Below are 21,124 nucleotides of genomic sequence, written 5' to 3'. Positions count from 1 at the left end.
GGCGCCGATTCAGCGCACCCAAGGCGGCCTTCGGTGCGTCTGACGCACCTAAGGCCGCCTTGGGGCGCTCGGGTCGGAGCGCGGGGTCAGGCCAGGGTGAAGCGGGCCGCCGCCTGCACCCCGGCCTGGAACCGCGACACCGCGTCGAGGTTCTGCAGCATCGCGGCGATGTGCCGCCGGCAGGTCCGCACCGACATCCCCAGGCGCCGGGCCACCACCTCGTCCGTCAGGCCCTGGGCCATCAGGCGGGCGATCGTCTGCTGCAGGTCGTGCGCGATCTCGCCGCTGTAGCCCTGGTCCTCCGCCGAAAACGGCGTGGCGCCGTCCCACAGCTGGTCGAACAGGCCCAGCAGGAAGCGGACCATGCCCTGGTCGCGGACGCGGCGGGCGGACAGGTCGTCGACGTCCAGGGTCACCGCCAGTGACCGGTCGAAGACCACCGCCGCCTGGGGGACGCGGCTGAGCGTGCGGATGCTGGCGCCGCGGCCCGCCAGCTGGGTCAGCCGGGCGCGGGCCGCGTAGCCGGCGCGGCTGCGGTGCGGGCACACCACCCGGACGCCGACGCCGTCGCCCAGGACCGAGTAGCACGCGTCCAGCAGCTCGTCGACCAGGTCGTCGGCCGCTTCGCCCGGGTGGAGCACCACCAGCTCGTCGCGGCAGACCTCGGCCGCCAGCTTGATCAGGCCGCGGATCTCGGCGATGCCCTCCACGCGGTCGAGCGCGCCCGCCGCGCCGGCCGAGGCGCGGGTGATGCCGTCGATGCGCTCGCGCAGCCGGTCGGCCATCTCGCGGCGCTCGTACATCGCGCGCTCCAGCGGCGTCACGACCAGCTCCGCGGCCGCCGACGGTTCCCGCGGGACCAGGCCGCCGTCCGGGACCGCGCGCAGCAGGTGCAGCTCCACCAGCCGGGCCGCGGCCGCCTGCACCGTGTCGGCCGGCAGGCCGAGGTGCGCCGCCGCCGTGGCCACGGACGAGATGCGGCCGCAACGGGTCGCGTAGCGGTACAGCTCGGCTTCGGGGTCGGGCTCGGGCACGGAAAACGCCCCGGGCGGCGGGAGAGTGGCCGTCGACATGGTGCCTCCAAGGCGGGGTGGGCGAGTGCTTTTCCCACCGTCGCAGCCGGTCTTCTCGCAGCACTCTCACGCCGCTCTCGCCGCCCGGCGGCCGGATGAGAGCGGCGTGAGAGCCCGGTGATTCCGCGCGGTGGTGTCCTCGGGGGGACACGGTTGACCGCCGAAAGCGAAACAGGGTGACGCAATGCCTGACACACTCCCCATCCCGCCGCGGTTCCTCGGGATCCTGCTCGCGCACCTGCCCTACGCGCTCGAGGAGCGGATCGCCGAGGACGACGACCTCGCCGCGCTCGGGCTCGATTCGATGGGCGTCGTGCAGCTCGTCACCGACCTGGAGGAGACCTTCGGCTTCGAGCTGCCGGACGAGCTGCTCACCGAGGACACCTTCGCCACCGCGGGCAGCCTGTGGGCCGCCGTCGCGGAGTTCGTCGTGCCGGAGCCCGCCGATGTCTGAGGCGGCCGCCCCGGTGCGGCTCGACGCGCTCCTCGCCCGCGGCGCGGCCGGCGATCCGGCCCTGACCCACAAGGACCGCACGCTGACCTACGGCGAACTCGCCGATCAGGTCGCGCGCGTCGCCCACGGCCTGCACCGGCTCGGCGTGCGCCGCGGCGACCGGGTGGCGGTGTACGCGGAGAAGCGCCTGGAAACCGTCGTCGCGCTCTTCGCGGCCGCCGCCGCGGGCGCGGTGCTCGTGCCGCTGAACCCGCTGTTCAAGGCCCGGCACATCGCCCACGTCGCCACCGACTGCGCCCCGAAGGTGGTGCTCACGACGGCCGAGCGCCTGACGACGGTCCGCGAAGCCGTGCCGGAGACCACCCCGGTCGTGGTGTTCGGGCAGTCCGGGTGGGACGCGCTGATCGCGGCCGAGCCGGCCGCGGTGCCCGGCGCCGGCGCGGTGATCGACCAGGACCCGGCCGCGATCATGTACACCTCCGGCAGCACCGGCGGCCCCAAGGGCGTGGTGCTGTCCCACCGCAACCTGCTCGCCGGCGCCGCGAGCGTGGCGGAGTACCTCGGCCACACGTGCGACGACGTCGTGCTCGCCGCGCTGCCGCTGAGCTTCGACGCCGGGTTCAGCCAGCTCACCACGGCCTTCGCCGCCGGCGCGCACGTCGTGCTGGTGAACTACCTGCTGCCCAAGGAGATCGTGCGGCTCTGCGCCCGGCACGGCGTCACGGCGCTGACCTGCGTCCCGCCGCTGTGGCTCCAGCTCGTGACGCAGGAGTGGCCCGCCGAGGCGACCGCGCGGCTGCGGTACTTCGCCAACACCGGCGGCCGCATGCCGCGCGCCACGCTGACGCGCCTGCGCGAGATCTTCCCGGAGGCGCAACCGTTCCTGATGTACGGCCTCACCGAAGCGTTCCGCTCCACCTACCTCGACCCGGCCGAGGCCGACCGGCGGCCGGGATCGATCGGGAAGGCGATCCCGAACGCCGAAGTCCTGGTGCTGCGGCCCGACGGCACGCCGTGCCTGCCCGGCGAGCACGGCGAACTGGTGCACCGCGGCGCGCTCGTGGCGCTGGGCTACTGGAACGACCCCGGGCGCACCGCGGAACGGTTCCGCCCGGTGCCGGGGCCGGACGGCCTGGTGCGCCCGGAAATCGCCGTGTGGTCGGGTGACACCGTCTACCGCGACGAGGACGGGTTCCTGTACTTCGTCGGCCGGACCGACGAGATGATCAAGACGTCGGGCTACCGCGTCAGCCCCGCCGAGGTCGAAGAGGCCGCGTACGCCACGGGCCTGGTGGGGGAGGCGGCCGCGTTCGGCGTGCCGGATCCCGCGCTGGGCCACCGGATCGTGCTGGCCGTCGCGCCCGAGGGCGACGCCGACGCGGTTTCCCGGGCGCTGGCGAAGGAACTGCCCGCCTACATGCTGCCGCGGCGGATTGAGGTGCTGCCGAAGCTGCCCCGGTCGGTCAACGGCAAGTTCGACCGCGTCGCGCTGCGGGAGTCCTTGACCGCGGTGCCCGCCGGCACCGAATGACGGCAGTTTCCTGCCACCGCGGGGAAGCGCCGCCCCGGCCGTCCTCGTGCGACATTGCAAGAGCCGTGAATCGCAAGGAGCGATCCCTATGTTGCAAGCAATCGACCTCCGGAAACGCTACGACGAAGTGCAGGCCCTCGACGGCTTCAGCCTCGAGGTCGCCCCGGGTGAGATCGTCGGGCTGGTCGGCCACAACGGCGCCGGCAAGACCACGTTCGTCGAGATGGTGTCCGGGCTGCTGCGCCCGGACAGCGGAACCGTGCTCGTCGACGGCGAGTCGCCGACGCGCGCCCGCGACCGCATCGGCATCTCGCCGCAGCACATCGCGCTCTACCGCCCCCTGACCGTGCGCGAGCACCTGGAGCTGTACGGCCGCCTGGCCGGCCTGCGCCGGGCCGCCCTGCGCTCGGCCATCGACGACCTCACCGCCGCGCTGCGGCTGGAGAGCTTCCTGAACCGCACCTGCGGCCTGCTCTCGGGCGGCCAGCAACGGCGGGCGCAGGCCGCGACGGCGCTGGTGCACCGGCCGGCGCTGCTGCTGCTCGACGAGCCGACCGCCGGTGCCGACCCCGAGACCCGTCAGGCGCTGCTCGACGTGGTCAAGCAACGAGCAGGCGAGGGAGCCGCAGTGGTCTACACCACACATTACCTGACCGAACTGACCGACCTGCAGGCCACGATCGCGGTGGCCGCCGAGGGCCGCGTGATCGCGCGCGGCGCCGCGGACGAGCTGCTGTCCGGGCTGCCCGGCGAGGTCCGCGTGCGCACCGCCGACGAGCAGCTGACCGTCTCGACCACCGACCCGACCGGCACGCTGCTGGAGCTGCTGCCCAAGGTCGAGCGGCCCGTCGAGTCCGTCGAGCTGCGCAACCCCAGCCTGGACGACCTCTACCACTCCCTGGCGGTGACGACCGATGTCGACGCGCACTGATTCCCTGTCTCGCACCGGCGCCCTCGTCCGGTACAACGCGATCCTGCGGCTGCGCGACCCCTCGCAGCTGATCAGCTACCTGATCACGCCGATGATCTTCATGGTGCTGTTCCAGCCCCTGTACGTGAAGGCACTGGGCACCGGCGCGGTCGAGGCCGTGACCGGGCAGCTGGTGATGTTCTCCGTGTTCGCCATGGCGATCGTGGGCAACGCGATCTTCGTCGAACGCGAGTGGCGCACCTGGGACCGGCTGCGCGCCAGCCGGGCCGCCCGCGCGGAACTGCTGATCGGCAAGGCGATCCCGGTGTTCGTCGTCCTGCTGATCCAGCAGGGCGTGCTGATCGTCTACGGCTGGCTCGTGGTCGGGATGCCGTTCCCGGTCTCGCCCGGGCTGGTGTTCGGCGCGATGAGCCTGTGGGGCTTCATGCTCCTGGCCATGGGTGCGGCGCTGTCCACAGTGGTCCGCAGCCGCGGTGACCTGATCGTCGCCGTCGACCTCGGCGCGATCACCATCAGCTCCCTGGGCGGCTCGCTGCTGCCGGTGTCGCTGATGCCGTCGTGGGCGCAGGCGATCGCGCCGTTCTCCCCGGGCTACTGGGGGCTGTCGCTGATCCGCGCGGCCATGGCGGGCAACGCCGAGGCGATGCTGCGCCCGGCGTTGATCGTCCTCGGGATCGGCCTGGCCACCGGCGCGTTCGCCACCTACCGGCTCGCCCACGGCTGGGGCCGCAGCCACCTGCTCTGACGTCACCGAAAGGACCTGCCATGACGGAACCGGCACCCGAATCGGCCGTGGCGCTCGTCGGAATGGCGGGCCGGTTCCCCGGCGCCGCCGACGTCGAGCAGCTGCGCCGCAACCTCGCGGCCGGGCGACCCGGCCTGCGGGAACTGACCGACGACGAGCTCGCCGCCGCGGGCGTGGATCCGGCCACCCCGGGCCACGTCCGCGTCGGCGGGCCGGTGGCCGGTGGCGTCGAAACCTTCGACGCCGCCGCCTTCGGGCTCAGCGCCCGCGAAGCGGAAACCCTCGAGCCGCACCACCGGCTGCTGCTCGAATGCTCGTGGGAGGCACTGGAGCGGGCCGGGTACCGGCCGACCGACCCCGGCCTGCCCGTCGGGCTGTTCGCCGGCTGCGCGTTCCCCGACTACCTGACCCGCAACCTCGACGGCCTCGCCGCGGAACCGGGCGGCAAGCCCCTGCTTTCGGCGGGTGTCGAGCGCGACTCGCTCACCTCGCTCGTGTCGTACAAGCTGGGCCTGCGCGGCCCGGCGATCACCGTGCAGACGTACTGCTCCACTTCGCTGGTCGCGGTGCACCTGGCCTGCCAGAGCCTGCTGACCTACGAGTGCGACCTGGCCCTGGCCGGCGGCGCCGCGCTGCCGCTGCCGCAGACCGGCGGTCACGCCTTCGAGGAGGGCAGCATCCTCTCGCCCGACGGCCGGGTGCGGGCCCTCGACGCCGACGCGAACGGCACCGTGATGGGTTCCGGTGCCGCCGTGGTCGCCCTGAAACGCCTGGAGGACGCCCTCGCCGACGGCGACGTCGTGCACGCGGTGCTCCTCGGCTCCGCCGTCAACAACGACGGCCGCGACCGCGCCGGCTACCCCGCCCCCGGCGTCGCCGGACAGGCCGCGGTGGTCGACACCGCGCTGGCCGTGGCCGGGGTGAAACCCGAAACCGTCGGGTACGTCGAGTGCCACGCCGTCGGGACACCGCTGGGCGACTCGATCGAGCTGGCCGCGCTGAACCGGGTCTTCGGGCCCGGCCGCGCGGCGCCGTGCGTGCTCAGCTCGGTCAAGCCGAGCATCGGGCACCTGGACCGCGCGTCCGGCGTCACGTCGCTCATCCGGGCGGCGCTGAACCTGCGTGACGGCGTCCTGCCGGGCACGGCCGGTTTCCGCACCCCGAATCCGGCGATGACCGACCGGTTCACCGTGCTGCCCGCGGACCGGCCGTGGCCCGGCGGCGGGACACCGCGGCGGGCGGGGGTCAGCTCGTTCGGCGTCGGGGGGACGAATGCGCACGTCGTGCTGGAAGAGCCGCCGGTTCGGCCGCCGCGGCCGTCGGGCGGCCCGCACCTGCTGACGTTCTCGGCCGGCGACGCCACCGCCCTCGACGAGGTGACCGCCCGGCTGCGCGCCCACCTGGCTTCGCACCCGGACGTGGATCTCGGCGACGTCGCGTTCACCCTGCAGGTCTCGCGCGGGCACTTCGCGCTGCGGCGGGCGGTGGTGGTCCGGGACCTGCCGGACGCCGTGGCGGCTCTGGCGGACTCCGCACGCTGGATCGACGGCGAAACGCGCCGCCGGGACCCCCGGTTCCGTCTGGTCGCGGGCCCCGGTTCGGAGTGGGCGTCGACGGCCTCGGCCGTCCACCGCCTGCTGGCCGGGGCCGACGTGCCCGCTCCCGCCCCCACCCGCGCCGGCGCGCTGTCGGCGTCGGCCGCCGGGCTGACCCGGCTCGGGATCCGGCTGGACGAGAGCGCCGCGGACGAGCTCGTCCTCGACGGCGGCGCGGCCGAGGAGCAGGTGCTGACCATCCTGGCCCGGCTGTGGCTCGCGGGCTGCACCGTGGACTGGGCGGCCCTGCACCGCGGCGCCGGCCGGCGGGTCGAGCTGCCGCCGTACCCCTTCCAGCGCAGGCGGTTCTGGGTCGATGCGGCGCAGGCGCCGCGGCCCGCCGCGCACGTGCCGTCGTGGCGGCTCGACCCACAGCCACTGGCCGGCCTGGAGAGCCGGGTGCGGGCGGCGGGGCCGTGGCTGGTGTTCGCCGCCGATCCGGTCGGCGAGGCGCTGGCGGCCCGCATCACCCTGGCGGGCGGCGAGGTGACCACCGTGCGGCCGGGGCCCGGGTTCGCGTTCTTGGACACCGGTGACTTCGTCGTCGGGCCGGGCGACCTGCCCGCGCTGCAGCGGGCGCTGGTCGTGGTCCCGCGCACGGTCGTGCACGGTTTCGCGCTGGGCGGCGCGCCCGGCGACGTCTCGGAGGCGGCCGGCTTGTGGCCGGGGATGGTCACCCTGACGTCCGGCGCGGCCGGCGTGCTGGGGCCCGACCTGACCACGCCGTCGCACGCGGGGCTGACGGTGCTGACCGCGCGGCACGTCGACGTCGGCGTGGACGCGGCTCTCGACCAGGTGCTGGCGGCGGTGCTGCAGGCGGAGACGCCGTTGGCGGTCCGCGGCGACCAGTCGTGGCGGCCGCACCACGAGCCGTGCGCGCTGGAGGGCCACGCGCAGGCCCCGGTGTACCGGGCCGCCGACGTGCCCGCCGGGGACGGCCTGCCCGATCTGGGCGGGCGGCGTGGGCTCCTCCTCGTCCGGCCGGACGCTCCCGGCCGCGTCCTGGCGGCCGAGGCTCGCGTGGCGCGGCTCGCCGGCCGCGGGCTGTGGACCACGGTGGTGTCCGCCGCGGACCCCGCTCCGGCGGTCCTCGGCGCGGTGGCCGCGGCCGACCACCTGACCGAAGTCGTGCTCTCCGGCGTCCCGCTGGTCCGGCCGGTGCCGGCCGCCGGGTCCGTCGAGTCCGTCGAGCCGTCGGCTTCGGTCCGGCCGCGCCCGGCGCTCGGCACGCCGTTCGTCGAGCCGGAACCGGGCCTCGAGCAGGAGGTGGCGGCCCGCTGGGCCGCGGCACTGGGTTACGCGGAGATCGGCGCGGACGACAACTTCTTCGAGCTGGGCGGCCGGTCCGCGGGCGCGGTCCGCATCGCCGCCCACTGGAACCTCCCCGCGACGGCGGTGGTCGAGCTGCCGACGGTCCGCCTGCTCGCCGCCCGCATCGCCGGGCGTTCCTGACCCGCACACCGCGAAGGCCCCCTTCCCGAGCCGGGAAGGGGGCCTCTTCACGTGGGTGATGGGCCCGCCGCCAGGGGTATTGGCGGCGGACCCACCACGCTCCGGATGTGCAATACCCCGATCAACGGGGTTTCACACATAATCGAGCAGGATCTCCCGTGACCAGGCGGGCATCACCCGTGATCGGGCGGGCATCTCGCGTGATTGGCGGGGCATCATCGCGATGCCCCGCCAGTCACACGTGATGCCCCTCCAGTCACGCGAGATGCCCCTCCAGACACGCGTGATGCCTCTTCAGGCACGTGGTGCCTGGGTCAGGACCAGGGGCGGAGGGCGGCGGCCAGGTGGGCCAGGGTCACGTCCTCCTGCTCCAGGACCGCGAAGTGGCCGCCGTCGAGGACGTGGCCGCGGAAGGGGCGGACCGTCTGCTCCCGCCAGGCCAGCACCGACTCCACGCTCGCGCGGACGTCCGTGGTGCTCGCCAGGGCCGTGACCGGCAGCTCCAGCGGCGGGCCGGAGGTGTAGGCGTAGGTGTTCTTGACCGTCAGGTCCTCGCGGATCGGCGGCAGGATGAGCCGCAGGACGCGGGGGTCGTTCAGGAACACCTCCGGCGTTCCGCCCAGCGTCCGCAGCAGCGAGACGATCTCGGCGTCGCCCATGCCGGCCACGATCGGGTCGTCCGGGGTCAGCCACTGCGGGGCCGGGCAGCCCGACACGACCAGGTGCACCGGCAGGGCCGCACCGCGGCGGGCGATCTCCCGCACCAGCTCGAACCCGACCAACGCACCCAGGCTGTGGCCGTAGACCGCGTACGGCGCATCGTCCGACGACAGCACGAAGTCGGCCAGATCGGCGACGTAGGAAGCCATCGATGTGTGCGGTGTGTCCCGCTGGCGCGTTTCGCGGCCGGGCGGCTGGACCGGGCACACCGTCACCCCGGGCAGCCGCCCGATCCACGCGCGGAAGGCCGACGCCGAGCCGCCCGCGTGCGGCAGGCAGTACAGCCGCACGTTCCCCGCGGTCGCGGGGAACGGCAGCCAGCGGCTCGCGACCGCCGTCGTCACGACTCCACCTCGAGCGTCACGTAGGCCGGCGGCTCCTGGACGGCCGAGAGGTCCGCCGCCAGCACCACGTGCGCGCCCTCGCGGGACACCTCGCGGAACCCGCTGAACGCGTAGGTGATCTGCATCATCCGGTTGCGGCCGGTCTCGACGAAGTCCGCGCGCAGCCCCGCGCCGGCCGCGCGGGCCAGGCCCATCACGTGGCCCAGCAGCACCGTGCCGACTCCGCGGGACATCACCCGGCACGACATCAGCATCATGTTCAGCCGCCAGTCGGGCGTGCCCTTTTCCAGCAGCGCCAGGCCGATCTTGCCGTAGGAGCCGAACTTGTCCGTCAGCGACGCGACGAGCAGCACGTGGTCGTCCGACGACCGCAGCGCGTCGAGCTCGTCGTAGGAGTACGTCCGCCCGGTCGAGTTGAGCTGGTTGGTGCGGACCGTCAGCTCCTCGGCCCGCTGGAGGTCCTCCCGGCGGGCCGGCGCGATGGTGAACCGCAGGTCCAGGCTCGCCAGGAACTCCTCGCCCGTTCCGGAGAAGTCTTCCTCGATGTCGTCGCGGGCGAGCTGGCTGAAGTACATCCCGCGCCGCTGCGCCGACTCGTCGGTGACGAACCGCGGCGCGAACTCGGGACGCCGCAGCACCTCGTCGGCCTCCAGGATGTCCACAGTGGTCACCTGGGGCAGGGCGAAGGAAACCTCGGCGCGCTCGAACTCCTGGTCGTCGACGAACGCGAACGCGTCGAGCCCGAGGTTGAGCTTCTTCGCGATCTGGCCGATCGACGCCGACTTCGCGTTCCAGGAGATGCGCGGGAACAGGAAGTACTCGTCCAGGCCGAACTCCCGCAGCTTCGCCATGGCGGCGTCGTGGTCGTTCTTGCTGGCGACGGAGTGCAGCACGCCCATCGCGTCGAGGCGCTTGACGTGTTCGACGACCCACGGCCGCAGCCGGACGTCGCCGTCCTCGAGCAGGACCCCGTCCCAGACGGTGTTGTCGAGGTCCCACACCACGCACTTGATCTTGCCCTGCACCGGTTTGGCGGCGGGTGCCGGGGAGAGGAGACTGGTCACGGTACCTGCTTCCGGTAGGCCTCGGCGGCGATGGTCATCCGCTGGATCTCGGTGCTGCCCTCGATGATCTCCATGACCTTCGAGTCCCGGTAGAACCGGGCGACGGGGTAGTCCCCGCTGCAGCCGTTGGCGCCGTGCACCTGCACGGCCTCGGACGCGTGGCGGGCGGCCGCGACCGACGCGAAGTACTTCGCCACCCAGGTGGCCATGATCGTGGCCGCGTCGCCGCGGTCCTTGAGCCGGCCGGCCTCGGCCAGCAGCAGCCGGGCCGCGCGGACGTCGGTGACCATGTCCGACAGCTTCGCCTGGATCAGCGGCAGGTCCTTCAACGGCTGCCCGCCGACCGTCCGCTTGCTCGTGTAGTCCGCGCACGCGTCGGCGCACGCCTGGATGATGCCGACCGACCCGGCCGCCACGCTGTAGCGGCCGAGGTCGAGCGTGCCGGTCAGCACCATGCCGGACGCGAACCCGCTCGGCCCGAGCAGCGCGTCCGGGCCGAGCCGGACGCCGTCGAAACCAATCTCGGCCAGCATCGACGACCGGGTGCCGAGGATGTCGTCGATCGGGGTGACCGTGACGCCGGGTGCGTCGCGCGGCACGAGCAGCGCGATCGTGCTGGCCGGACCTTTGGCGAAGACGAGGAACAGGTCCGCGCGCTGGCCGTTGGTGGTCCACTTCTTGAGGCCGTCGAGCCGCCAGCCGTCGCCGTCCGGAGTGGCCGTGGTGGTGATCGCGGCCGTGTCGCTGCCCGCGCCGGGCTCCGAGAGGCAGAACGCGCCGAGGACGCGGCCGCTGGCCAGCTCCGGGCCCCAGCGGTGTTGCTGCGCCTCGGTGCCGAAGCGCAGCAGCGCCCAGGAGAGCATGGTGTGCACGGTGAGCAGGCTGCGGACCGACGAGCAGCCGCGGCCGACCTCTTCGTGGATCTCGCCGAGGGTGACCATGTCGGTCCCGGAGCCGCCGAGCGCGGGCGGCAGGAACGGCGCCCACAGCCCGGCCTCGGCGATCTTGTCCAGCAGGTCTTCGGGGATGCGCCCGGCCTTGTCCCATGCGTCGGCGAAGGGGACGACGTGCTCGTCCACGAAGGCCCGCGCGGCCTCGCGGCCGGGCGCGCGGACCGCGGTGAGTACCTCCGTCACGGGTCAGCCCACCGTCGCGGCCGGGCGGAGGCGGCCGACCAGCTCGGTCATCGCCGACGCGGTGCGGAAGTTGTCGATCCGCAGCTCTTCGTTCGGGATGGTGACGCCGAACGTCTTCTCCAGGTGCATCACCAGCTCCATGGCGAACAGGGAGTTGATGTAGCCGAGCGAGAAGATGTCCTCGGTCTCGGTGATCTCGGCCTGCGGGAAGCGGCCGGTGATGAAGGCGATGATGTCGCCGGTGGTCTCGGACATGGTGGTTTCTCCTTTTGGGTAACGGGATTCAGCTGTAGGTGTAGAAGCCGCGGCCGCTCTTGCGGCCGTGCAGGCCGGCGTCGGTCATCTGCTTGAGCAGCGGGCACGGGCGGTACTTGGAGTCGGCGTAGTGCTCGTAGAGCACCTCGACGCTGTAGAGGATCGTGTCGACGCCGATCAGGTCGGCGGTCTCCAGCGGGCCCATCGGGTGGCCGAAGCAGCCGCGGAACACCTCGTCGACCGACTCGGCGGTGGCGACGCCCTCGTGCACCAGGTAGGCGGCCTCGTTGACGGTCAGCATGAGCACGCGGTTGGACACGAACCCCGAGGCGTCCTTCACGTCGACCCAGCGCTTGCCGATGCTGGTCAGCAGCTCGCGGGTGCGCAGGATGGTCTCCGGCGTGGTGTGGAAGCCGGGGATCAGCTCGACGACGGGCTTCTGCGGCACCGGGTTCATGAAGTGGACGCCGATGACGCGGCCCGGGTTCTTGCCGACCGACGCGATGCGCGTGATCGGCACGGCGGAGGTGTTGGCGATGATCACCGTGCCGGGGCCGCAGACGTCGTCGAGCTCGGCGTGCACCGCGGCCTTGATGGCCCAGTCCTCGGTGACGTTCTCGACGAGGATCTCGGTCTTGTCCAGCGCGGCCAGGCCGACCGCGGTGGTGATCCGGGCGAGGATCTCGTCCGCGTCGAGCGCGGGGCCGCCCATCAGCCGGCTGAGCCGGCAGTTGCGCGTGATCTCGGCCCGTGCGTGCTCGAGGATCCGCTCGTCCTTGTCGACGAGCACGACCTCGTGCCCGGCGGCGGCGAAGTCCTGGGCGACGCCGATGCCCATGACGCCGGCGCCCACCACTCCCGTGACTGCCATGACTGTTCCCTTTCTCTGGAAGGACTTCTGGGTTCAGGCCCGGCGCCGTCGGGCGGCCGCGGCCTTGATGCCGGAGCGGCGCAGCTGTCCCTGCGCGGCGCTGTCGGGTGCGGGTTCGGGGGTCCCGGCGCCACCGGCGGCGATCTTCGCGAGCGCGGCGACGGTCGGGGCCTCGTGGATGATGTGCGGCGGCAGTTCCGCGTCCGGGAACGCGGTGCGCAGCGTCGCCAGCAGCGAGATGCCGAGCAGGGACGTCCCGCCGAGCTCGAAGAAGTTGTCGGCCACCCCGACGCGGTCCAGGCGCAGCATTTCGCACCACGCCTCCGCGACGGCCCGTTCGACGTCGCTCTCGGGCTCCTGGAACGGCGTGACCAGCTCCGGCCGCGGGTGCCGGTCGGCCGTCGAGCCGCCGTGCGCGGCGGAGGTGACCGCGTCGACGCTGAACCGCGCCGCCACGGCCGTCACCGCGTCCAGGTCCTGGGTGGACACCACGACGTGCGGTTCGCCCGCGGCCAGCGCCCGCAGCAGCGTGCGCCAGCCCTGCTCGAAGTCGATGCCGAACTTGGCGCGGTGCTCGCGGAAGTAGGTCTGGATGTCCTCCTCGTACCCGGACAGCCCTTCGTCCCAGGCGTTCCAGGTCCACTCGCCCCACGAGATCGACACCGTGCGGCCGCCGTGGGAGGCGGCGTAGGCGTCGAGCCACGCGTTGCCGGCGCAGTAGTCGACCTGGCCGGGACCGCCGCCGGTGACCGAGGTGATCGAGGAGAACAGCGCGACGAAGTCGAGGTCCAGCCCGTCGGTGGCCGCGCTGAGCGCCCGGGAGCCGGGCAGCTTCGGGGCGAGCACCTGGTCGGCGTCGCCGGGCTGCTTGAACTGCATCAGCCCGGTGCCCGGCACGCCCGCGGTGTGCAGGATCCCGTGCAGCGCCCCGAACCGCTCGACGGCCACGGCGACCGCGCGCCGGACGTCGGTCTCCTCGGCGACGTCGCCTTCGACGACGACCACCTCGCCGCCGAGGGCCTCGATCTCCTGCACGCGGGCGACCCGGTCGCGGATCGTGCCGGGCACCTCGTCGGTGCCGTCGGCGATCCCGGCCCAGCGCTCGCGCGGCGGCAGGCCGCGGCGGCCGAACAGCACCAGTTTCGCGTGGCTGTCGCGGGCCAGCCGCTCGGCCATCGCCAGCCCGATCCCGCCGAGGCCGCCGGTGATCAGGTAGACGCCCTCCTCGCGCAGCACCGACTTGGCCTGCTCGATCGGCTGCGGCGCCAGGACTTCGTAGCCGGGCAGCCAGCGCCGTGAGCCGCGCAGCGCGACCGTGCGGCCGGGTGCGGGGCGGTGCAGCTCGGCGACCACCGCGGCGGCGCCGGCGGCCGCGTCGACGTCGATCAGCCGCGTCTGCACACCCGGGTACTCCATCGGGATGACCAGGTTGGGGCCGACGAGCGTGGCCGCGTCGGGCCGCAGCTCGCCGTCGTGCAGCACGCGCTGGGTGCCGGTGGCGGCGAGATCCAGGGTCCAGCCGCCCAGGCCCAGCTCACCGGCGGCGCGGGCCAGTGCGACGAGCGTGTGCAGGCCGAGCAGCAGGGAGTCGTCCTCGAGGTTCCACAGGTGCACGACCCGGTCCAGGCGAGTGCCGCCGCGCTTGAGGTCGCGCAGCAGCTTCAGCAGGTCGTCGACGTCGCCGGGGCGGACGGTGGCGTCCGGGCCCGGCCGGTACCCCGCGCCCGGCCGGACCACGGTCACCGGGTCGCCGGTGCGGCGGATCCCGTCGAGGACGTCCTCGGCCAGGCCGGGACGGGCGAACACGAGCCAGGACGCGGGCTGCGGCGCGATGGGCGCGGCCGAGGTCTGCCGCCAGGTGGGCAGGTTGATCCACCGGTCTTCGGGCAGCAGCGGGATCCGGTCGAACTCCTCCAGCGGGCCGTCCGTGCCGGGCGTCTCCACCCGGGTGCCGCCGGCCGCGGCCGGCTTCGCCTCGATCCAGTAGCGCTGCCGCTGGAAGGGGTAGGTCGGCAGCGGCACGCGGCCCGGCGCGGTGCCGCGGTAGACCGGCGTCGCCGTCCCGCGGCCGTGGTGGGCCGACCAGTCGAGGTCCGCGCCGAGCAGCCACAGCCGGGCCAGTCCGTCGGTGAGGACCTCGTCGGCGGGCCGCGGGTCGTCGGCGGCGGGCAGGGTGGCGGTGATCATCGGCCAGCGGCTCGCCGGGCTCAGCCCGCGCAGCAGCGCGCCGAGTGACGGGCCGGGGCCGATCTCGACGACGGCGAGGTGCTCGTCGGCCAGGAGCTCGGTGGCCGCGTCGGCGAACCGGACGGTCTCGCACATGTGCCGGGCCCAGTACGCCGGGTCGGTGACCAGGTCCGCGGTCGCGTGCTCGCCGGTGACGTTGGACAGGTAGGGCAGTTCGGGTGCGGTGAGCGTGACGTTCGCGGCGATCCACGCCGTCAGCCCGGCCGCGGCCGGGGCCAGCATCCGCGAGTGGAACGCGTGGCTGGTGCGCAGCGGACGGCACGGGACGTCGGCGGCCCGCAGCTCCTCGGCCAGCCGCTCGACCGCCGGGTGCGCTCCGGCCACCACGACCAGCGCCGGGCCGTTGACCGCGGCGATGTCGATGCCCGTGAGGTCGAATCGGGCTTCCAGGTCGACGGCGGACAGCGGCACCGCGGCCATCGAACCGCCCGGCAGCGCGGCGATCAGCTCGGCCCGCTTGGCCACCAGCGCCAGGGCGTCTTCGAGCGAGAGGACCCCGGCCAGGCAGGCGGCGACGTACTCGCCGAGGCTGTAGCCGAGCATCGCGGCGGGCCGCAGCCCCCAGTCCGTCAGCGTCCGGGCCAGGGCGTAGTCGACGGCGAACAGCAGCGGCTGCGCCAGCTCGGTCCGCTGCAGCCGCTCGGCCCGCGGGTCCTCGTCGCCGGCCCGGCCCAGCAGCGCGGCCAGGCTCGGCCCGCCACCGCGGACCCCGGTGACGAGGTCGCCGTCGGCGTCCAGGTGGGCCAGGCACTCGTCGAGGTGGGCGCGGAAGACCGGCTCACGCCGGTACAGCTCGCCGACGAGACCGGGGTACTGCTCGCCGACGCCGGCGAAGAGGAACGCCACCGGCCGGTCCTGCACCGGCTCCACGCGGGTCGCCGGGGCGCCGGTCAGGGCCGCGGCCGCACCGTCCACATCGGACGCCACGACGACCCGCCGGTGCTCGAACGTCTTGCGGCCCTCCTGCAGGGTGAACGCGACGTCCGCGAGCCGTGCGTCGGGCGTGCCGGCGAGGTGCTCGCCGAGGCGGCGGGCCGCGGCGTCGGCCGCGTCCGCGGTGCGGGCCGAGACCGGCAGCACCTGGTAGCGGCGTTCGGTGTCCGGGTCACCCGGGGGCAGCGAAGGCCGGTCCGGCGGCTGTTCGACGACGACGTGCACGTTGGTGCCTCCCATGCCCAGCGAGTTGAGCCCGGCGATCCGCGGACGGCCGCCGTCGGTGTTCCACGGCGCGAGCTCGGCGGCCACCCGGAACGGGCTGTGCGCGAAGTCGATCTCCGGGTTCGGCGCGGTGTAGTGCAGCGTCGGCGGGATCAGGCCCTCGCGGACGACCAGCGACGCCTTGATCAGCCCGGCCGTGCCCGCGGCGCGGTCGAGGTGCCCGACGTTCGGCTTCACCGAACCGAGTGCGCAGTACTGCTTCTCGGCCGTGTCGCCGAACGCGCGGGTCAGCGCGGCGACCTCGATCGGGTCGCCCAGCTCGGTCGCGGTGCCGTGGGCCTCGACGTACCCGACGTCCTCGGCGGCGACGCGCGCGTCGGCCATGGCGTCGGCGATCACCCGCGACTGCCCGCCCACGCTCGGCGCGGTGTAGCCGACCTTGAGGGCGCCGTCGTTGTTCATCGCCGAGCCGCGGATGACCGACCAGATGTGGTCGCCGTCCCGCAGGGCCGCGCCGAGCTTCTTGAGGACGACGACGGTGGCGCCGTCGCCGAACATGCTGCCGTGCGCCTGGGCGTCGAAGGTGCGCACGTGCCCGTCCGGCGACTCCTGGCCGCCGGGGGAGTGCAGGTGCCCGATCCGGTCGGGCACGCGGACCGACACGCCGCCGGCCAGCGCCATTTCGCAGTCGCCCGCCCGTAGGCTGCGCATCGCGGTGTGCACCGCGACCAGCGACGTCGAGCAGAACGTCTGCACCGCCATGCTCGGGCCGCGCAGGTCGAACAGGTAGGACACGGTGGTGGTGAGCGCGTCCTTGTCGTTGCCCATCACCAGCTCGTAGATGCTGGCGTCGGCGTCGGAGGTGAACTGCCCGGCGATGCCGAGCAGGTACGTCGAGAGGTTGCAGCCGCCGAACACGCCGACCCGGCCGCGCTCGTCGCCGGCCCGGGCGTACCCGGCCCCCTCCAGCGCTTCCCAGCAGACTTCCAGGAACAGCCGCTGCTGCGGGTCGGTCAGCGCCGCCATGCGCGGGCTGAGGCCGAAGAACGCGGCGTCGAAGCCGGTGACGTCGTCGAGCACCGGCCGCGCCGGCACGTACGCCGGGTCGCGGACCTGCGCCGGGTCGACGCCGGCGGCGATCAGCTCGTCGGGGCTGAAGAAGGTGATCGACTCGACGCCGTCGCAGAGGTTGCGCCAGAACTCGTCGACGGTGCCCGCGCCGGGGAACCGGCCGGCCATGCCGACGATGGCGATGTGCCGGTCCAGCTCGTCGTCGTCGGCGTCCGCCACGACGACCGGTTTCGCGGGGGCCACCACCGGTGCTTGTTCGTCGAGGGTGGCGGCGAGGGCCTGCACGGTCGGCAGCTCGAACAGGGTCACGGTGGGGATGGCGACGCCGAAGCGCTCCTTGACCAGCGCGAGCATCTGCAGGGCGAGCAGCGAGTTGCCGTTGAGGTCGAAGAAGTTGTCCCGGGTGCCGACCGGTTCGACGCCGAGCACGGCCGACCAGACCTCGGCGAGACCGCGCTCGGTGGCGGTCATCGGCGGGGTGTAGGGCTGGGGCAGGTCGGGCCGCGGGAAGCGGTCGGCGGTGGTCGTGGTGATCTTCGCCGCGCCCGGGAGGCGCTCGTCGAGCCCGCCCGCGGCGACGATCACCGCGGGGCCCGCGTGGGCGGTGAGCCGGTCGAACGCCGCCAGGGCCTGCGCGCGGGTCATGGCGTGCTTGGCCATGGAGGCGCCGAGCCGGGAGTCGAGGCGTTCGAGGGTGCCCGGCCAGGTGTCCCAGGCGGCGGCGAGCCAGCCGGGACGGCCGTGGGCCTCGGCCAGCAGCGCGGCGTTGGCGGCGGCGTAGCTGCCGAAGGTGACGCCACCGAGGAGCGCCGACGTCGAGGAGAACAGCAGCGTCCACTCGGGACGGTCGGCGGCGGGCAGCTCGGCCAGGGCCGCGGCCAGCACCCGGGCCCCGCCGACCTTGGCGGCGAAGTGCCGGGCGATCCCGGCCTCGTCCACTTCGGACAGCGGGCGGAAGCCGGCCGGGTCGGAGTCGGCGGCGGCGTGCACGATGCCGTCGAAGCGGCCTTCGGCGAGCAGGGCCCGCACCGCGGCCGGGTCGCCGACGTCCACGCGAGGGGTGTGCACGTCGGCGCCCAGCGCGCGCAGCCGGGCCACGGCCGCGTCGGTGCCGCCGCTGCGGCTGGCGAGCACCAGGCGGCGGGCGCCGCGGGTGACGAGGTGCTCGGCCACGGTGAGCCCGACGCCGCCGAGCCCGCCGGTGATCAGGTAGCTGCCGCCGGCGCGGATCGCCGGGGCGCCGGCGGGTTCGGCCGGGCGGTGTCCGGGGACGAGCCGCTGGTCGCCGCGGTAGGCGACCAGCGGCGTGCCCGGCGAGCGCAGTTCGGCGGCCAGCACGGCCGCGGCTTCGGCCGCGCTGTGGGCCGCGTCGAGGTCGACGGCGCCCGCGTCGAGGTTGAGGTGCTCCTGGTTCGCGACGACCGGCAGGACGGCCACCGCGGCCTGCGCCGGGCGCACCCGCCCCGGCCCGGCCGCCTGGCCCGCGCGGGTGGCGACGAGCACGCGGACCGCGCGTGACCCGTCCCCGGCCGCCGTGGCGAGGGTGCGGGACACCGCGTGCACCGCGGCCACGTCCTCGTCCACGTCGAGCACGGACAGGTCGACCACGGTGTCCGCCTCGGCCACGTCGACCACGCCGCCGAGCAGCGAGGTGAGCGCCTCGGCGACGCCGCCGGTGTCCGGCAGGATCGCGACGCGGCCCGTGGTGCCGGCGGCGGGCGCGGGCTGCGGCCGCCACGACGGCGTCAGCAGCTGCACGTGCTCGTCGGGTTCGGCCGCGAGCCGCGGGACCTCGGGGGTGACCGTGCCGGGGGCGTCGATCCAGTAGCGCTCGCGCTGGAACGGGTAGCCCGGCAGGCCGACGCGCCGGGCCTCGCGGCCGCCGCGGACGCCGGTCCAGTCGAGGTCGACGCCGGCCAGCCACAGCCGTCCGGCCGCCTCGGCCAGCGCGGCCGTCGCCGTGGTGGGGTCGTCGGCGCCGGGCAGCGTCGGGATCACCGACGCCCAGCGCTTCGGCGCGCACGCCCGGTGCCCGCGCACCATCGCGCCCAGCGAGCGGCCGGGGCCGAGCTCCAGCAGCGCGGTGTCCTCGTCGGCCAGCAGCGCGGCCAGTGCGTCGTCGAACCGGACGGGCGCGCACATGTGCTCGGCCCAGTACGCCGGGTCGGTGGCCTGGGCGTCGGTGACCAGGTCGCCGGTCACGTTGGAGACGTACGGGATGGTGGGTGCGTTGAGCGTGACGTTCGCGGCCACCCAGGCGGTCAGCTCGTCGCGCAGCGGGGCGAGCCGGCGGGAGTGGAAGGCGTGCGTGGTGGCCAGCGGGCGGCACGGCACGTCTTCGGCGGCCAGCGCCGCGCGGAGTTCGGCGATCGCCTCGGCGGGGCCGGACACGACGGTCAGTTGCGGGCCGTTGAGCGCGGCGACGTCGAGTTCCGTGCCCGCGATCCGAAGGCTCACCTCGTCGGCGGGCAGCGGCACGGCCGCCATCGCGCCGCCGGGCAGTGCGGCGATCAGCCTCGCGCGGTGGGCGACCAAGTTCAGCGCGTCCTCCAGCGAGAGCACCCCGGCCAGGCACGCGGCCACGTACTCGCCGAGGCTGTAGCCGACCAGGACGCTCGGCTCGACGCCCCACGAGCGCACGAGCTGCGCCAGCGCGTACTCGACGGCGAAGAGCGCCGGGTGCAGCACGTCGGTGCGGTCGCCCGCGCGGTCGCCGGCCGAGCTGCGGCCCAGCAGCGCGGCCAGCCCGCCCGAGCCTTCGCGCTCGCCGAGCGCCTCCGCCAGGAAGTCCGTGTCCAGCAGCGCGCGGCAGCGGTCGAGCTCGGCGCGGAACACCGGCGCCGTCTCGTACAGCTCGGCGGCCAGGCCCGGGTACTGCTCGCCGGTGCCCGCGATGAGGAACCCGACCCGGCGGCCGGTGCCCGCGTCGCTCGACGCCGACACGGCTCCGTCGCGCAGCGATTGCGCGGCTTCGGCCGCCGAACCGGCGACCAGCACCCGCCGGTGCCCGAACGTCGTGCGTCCACTTTGGAGGGTGTGCGCGACGTCGGCGAGCGCGTCGCCGGAGGTCTCCAGGTGCGCGGCGAGGTTCGCGGTGGCCGCGTCGGCGGCCGCGGCCGAGCGGGCCGACCACACCAGCAGCTCCGGTCCGGCCGTCGCGGTCGGCACCGGCAGCGGTGCCTCTTCCAGGACGACGTGGGCGTTCGTGCCGCCGATGCCGAACGCGCTGACGCCGGCGCGGCGCGGGGTGTCCGTGCGCGGCCACGGCGTGCGCTCGGTGACCACGGTCAGGTCGGCGTCACCCGCGGTGAGCTGCGGGTTCGGCGTGCCGAGGTTGCGCGTCGGCGGGATCTCCTCGTGGTGCAGGGAAAGGGCGGCCTTGATCAGGTTCGTCACGCCGGCGGCGCGGTCGAGGTGCCCGACGTTCGTCTTCACCGAGCCGATGCGCACCGACCGGCCCGCGAAGACCTGCTGCAGCGCGGCGATCTCGGCGGCGTCGCCGAGCGCGGTGCCGGTGCCGTGCGCCTCGACGTACCCGATGTCGGCGGGTTCCAGCCCGGCGGCGGCGAGCGCCTCGGCGATCACCGTGGCCTGGCCTTCGACGCCGGGCGCGGTGAAGCCGACCTTGCGGCCGGCGTCGTTGTTGACCGCCCAGCCGCGCAGCACCGCGTACACCCGGTCGCCGTCGGCCAGCGCGTCCTCCAGGCGGCGCAGCGCGACCACGCCGACACCGCCGCCGAGCGGGGCGCCGAGGCCCGCGGCGTCGAACGCGCGGCACTCGCCGTCCGGCGGCGCGATGCCGCCCTGCTGGTAGAGGTAGCCGACGCGGTGCGGGACACCGATCGACACGCCACCGGCCAGTGCGACGTCGCATTCGAAGTTCGCCAGGCTGCTCGCCGCGACGCAGACCGCGACCAGCGACGTCGAGCAGGCGCTCTGGATGCTGAACGCCGGCCCGGACAGGCCGAGGGTGTGCGAAACCCGGGTGGCCAGGGTGTCCTTGTCGTTGCCGAGGGCGATGGCGATCTCGCCCATCTCGCCGGCGGCGTTCGCCGGGGTGAGGTTGTTCGTCAGGTAGGTGCTCCACGCGCAGCCGGCGAAGACGCCGATGGCGCCGTCGAAGCGCGCGGGGTCGCAGGCCGCGTCCTCCAGGGCGTGCTGGCTGTGCTCCAGGAAGAGCCGGTGCTGCGGGTCGAGGATCTGCGCCTCCTTCGGGTTGATCCCGAAGAAGCCCGCGTCGAAGTTCTCGACGCCGTGCACGACGGCGCCGGCCTTGACGTAGGCCGGGTCGCCGAGGCGGTCGGCGGGCACGCCCGCGGCGAGGAGTTCCTCGTCGGTGAAGCGGGTGATGCCGGAGCGGCCGGCGCGCACGGTCTCCCAGAGCGCGCTGACGTCGTCGGCGCCCGGGAAGCGGCCGGCCATGCCGACCACGGCGATGTCCGTGGGCGAGATCTCGCTGCTGGTGTCGGTCACGGTG

General features: G+C 74.3%; 12 protein-coding genes. 5 read left to right on the top strand and 7 right to left on the bottom strand.

Annotation, left to right across the window (positions count from 1 at the left end; all coding sequences use genetic code 11):
• Positions 1 to 86 precede the first annotated feature (86 nt).
• A complete protein-coding gene (locus tag ACLJPY_RS19745) occupies positions 87 to 1,073 on the bottom strand; it encodes a LuxR C-terminal-related transcriptional regulator (RefSeq protein ID WP_410590371.1) in 987 nt (328 codons plus the stop codon).
• Between the two features lie 184 nt (positions 1,074 to 1,257).
• Between ACLJPY_RS19745 and ACLJPY_RS19740 the strand changes: the two genes are divergently transcribed.
• From ACLJPY_RS19740 to ACLJPY_RS19720, 5 genes are all read left to right on the top strand, one after another.
• Entirely contained in the window at positions 1,258 to 1,527 is a 270-nt protein-coding gene (locus ACLJPY_RS19740) for a phosphopantetheine-binding protein (RefSeq protein WP_410590369.1), read from the top strand.
• Complete coding sequence (locus ACLJPY_RS19735; protein ID WP_410590368.1) at positions 1,520 to 3,058, top strand: acyl-CoA ligase (AMP-forming), exosortase A system-associated; 1,539 nt, start codon at positions 1,520 to 1,522, stop codon at positions 3,056 to 3,058. Before ACLJPY_RS19740 ends, ACLJPY_RS19735 begins: the two co-directional genes overlap by 8 nt.
• 88 nt (positions 3,059 to 3,146) lie before the next feature.
• The gene (locus ACLJPY_RS19730; protein WP_410573303.1) at positions 3,147 to 3,989 is read left to right on the top strand and encodes an ABC transporter ATP-binding protein; all 843 of its coding nucleotides are present in this window, start codon (positions 3,147 to 3,149) and stop codon (positions 3,987 to 3,989) included.
• Positions 3,973 to 4,734 (top strand): ABC transporter permease, encoded by a 762-nt coding sequence (locus ACLJPY_RS19725; protein WP_410590366.1) that lies wholly within the window; start codon positions 3,973 to 3,975, stop codon positions 4,732 to 4,734. The genes ACLJPY_RS19730 and ACLJPY_RS19725 overlap by 17 nt, the downstream gene beginning before the upstream one ends.
• A 20-nt stretch (positions 4,735 to 4,754) precedes the next feature.
• Positions 4,755 to 7,781: a beta-ketoacyl synthase N-terminal-like domain-containing protein gene (locus ACLJPY_RS19720; protein WP_410590365.1), complete on the top strand. Its 3,027-nt coding sequence runs from the start codon at positions 4,755 to 4,757 to the stop codon at positions 7,779 to 7,781.
• A gap of 314 nt (positions 7,782 to 8,095) precedes the next feature.
• Here the strand turns inward: ACLJPY_RS19720 and ACLJPY_RS19715 are convergent, their stop codons facing one another.
• Genes ACLJPY_RS19715 through ACLJPY_RS19690 form a run of 6 tightly spaced genes read right to left on the bottom strand, consistent with a single transcriptional unit; the run spans position 8,096 to position 21,120 of the window.
• On the bottom strand, positions 8,096 to 8,845 hold the full coding sequence (locus ACLJPY_RS19715; protein WP_410590364.1) for a thioesterase II family protein: 750 nt from the start codon (positions 8,843 to 8,845) through the stop codon (positions 8,096 to 8,098).
• A complete protein-coding gene (locus ACLJPY_RS19710) occupies positions 8,842 to 9,909 on the bottom strand; it encodes an HAD-IIIC family phosphatase (protein ID WP_410590363.1) in 1,068 nt (355 codons plus the stop codon). Before ACLJPY_RS19710 ends, ACLJPY_RS19715 begins: the two co-directional genes overlap by 4 nt.
• Positions 9,906 to 11,045: an acyl-CoA dehydrogenase family protein gene (locus ACLJPY_RS19705; protein WP_410590362.1), complete on the bottom strand. Its 1,140-nt coding sequence runs from the start codon at positions 11,043 to 11,045 to the stop codon at positions 9,906 to 9,908. The genes ACLJPY_RS19710 and ACLJPY_RS19705 overlap by 4 nt, the downstream gene beginning before the upstream one ends.
• Before the next feature lie 3 nt (positions 11,046 to 11,048).
• Entirely contained in the window at positions 11,049 to 11,300 is a 252-nt protein-coding gene (locus tag ACLJPY_RS19700; protein WP_410590360.1) for an acyl carrier protein, read from the bottom strand.
• A 28-nt stretch (positions 11,301 to 11,328) separates the two neighbouring features.
• Positions 11,329 to 12,171: a 3-hydroxyacyl-CoA dehydrogenase family protein gene (locus tag ACLJPY_RS19695; protein ID WP_410590358.1), complete on the bottom strand. Its 843-nt coding sequence runs from the start codon at positions 12,169 to 12,171 to the stop codon at positions 11,329 to 11,331.
• Positions 12,172 to 12,204: 33 nt separating this feature from the next.
• Complete coding sequence (locus tag ACLJPY_RS19690) at positions 12,205 to 21,120, bottom strand: SDR family NAD(P)-dependent oxidoreductase (RefSeq protein WP_410590357.1); 8,916 nt, start codon at positions 21,118 to 21,120, stop codon at positions 12,205 to 12,207.
• Positions 21,121 to 21,124 lie beyond the last annotated feature (4 nt).

The organism is Amycolatopsis sp. lyj-23, assembly GCF_046549135.1.
In the GTDB taxonomy this organism is placed as follows: domain Bacteria; phylum Actinomycetota; class Actinomycetes; order Mycobacteriales; family Pseudonocardiaceae; genus Amycolatopsis.
The sequence above is the reverse complement of the archived record's forward strand: the minus strand, read 5'-3'. Positions and strand labels throughout refer to the sequence as shown.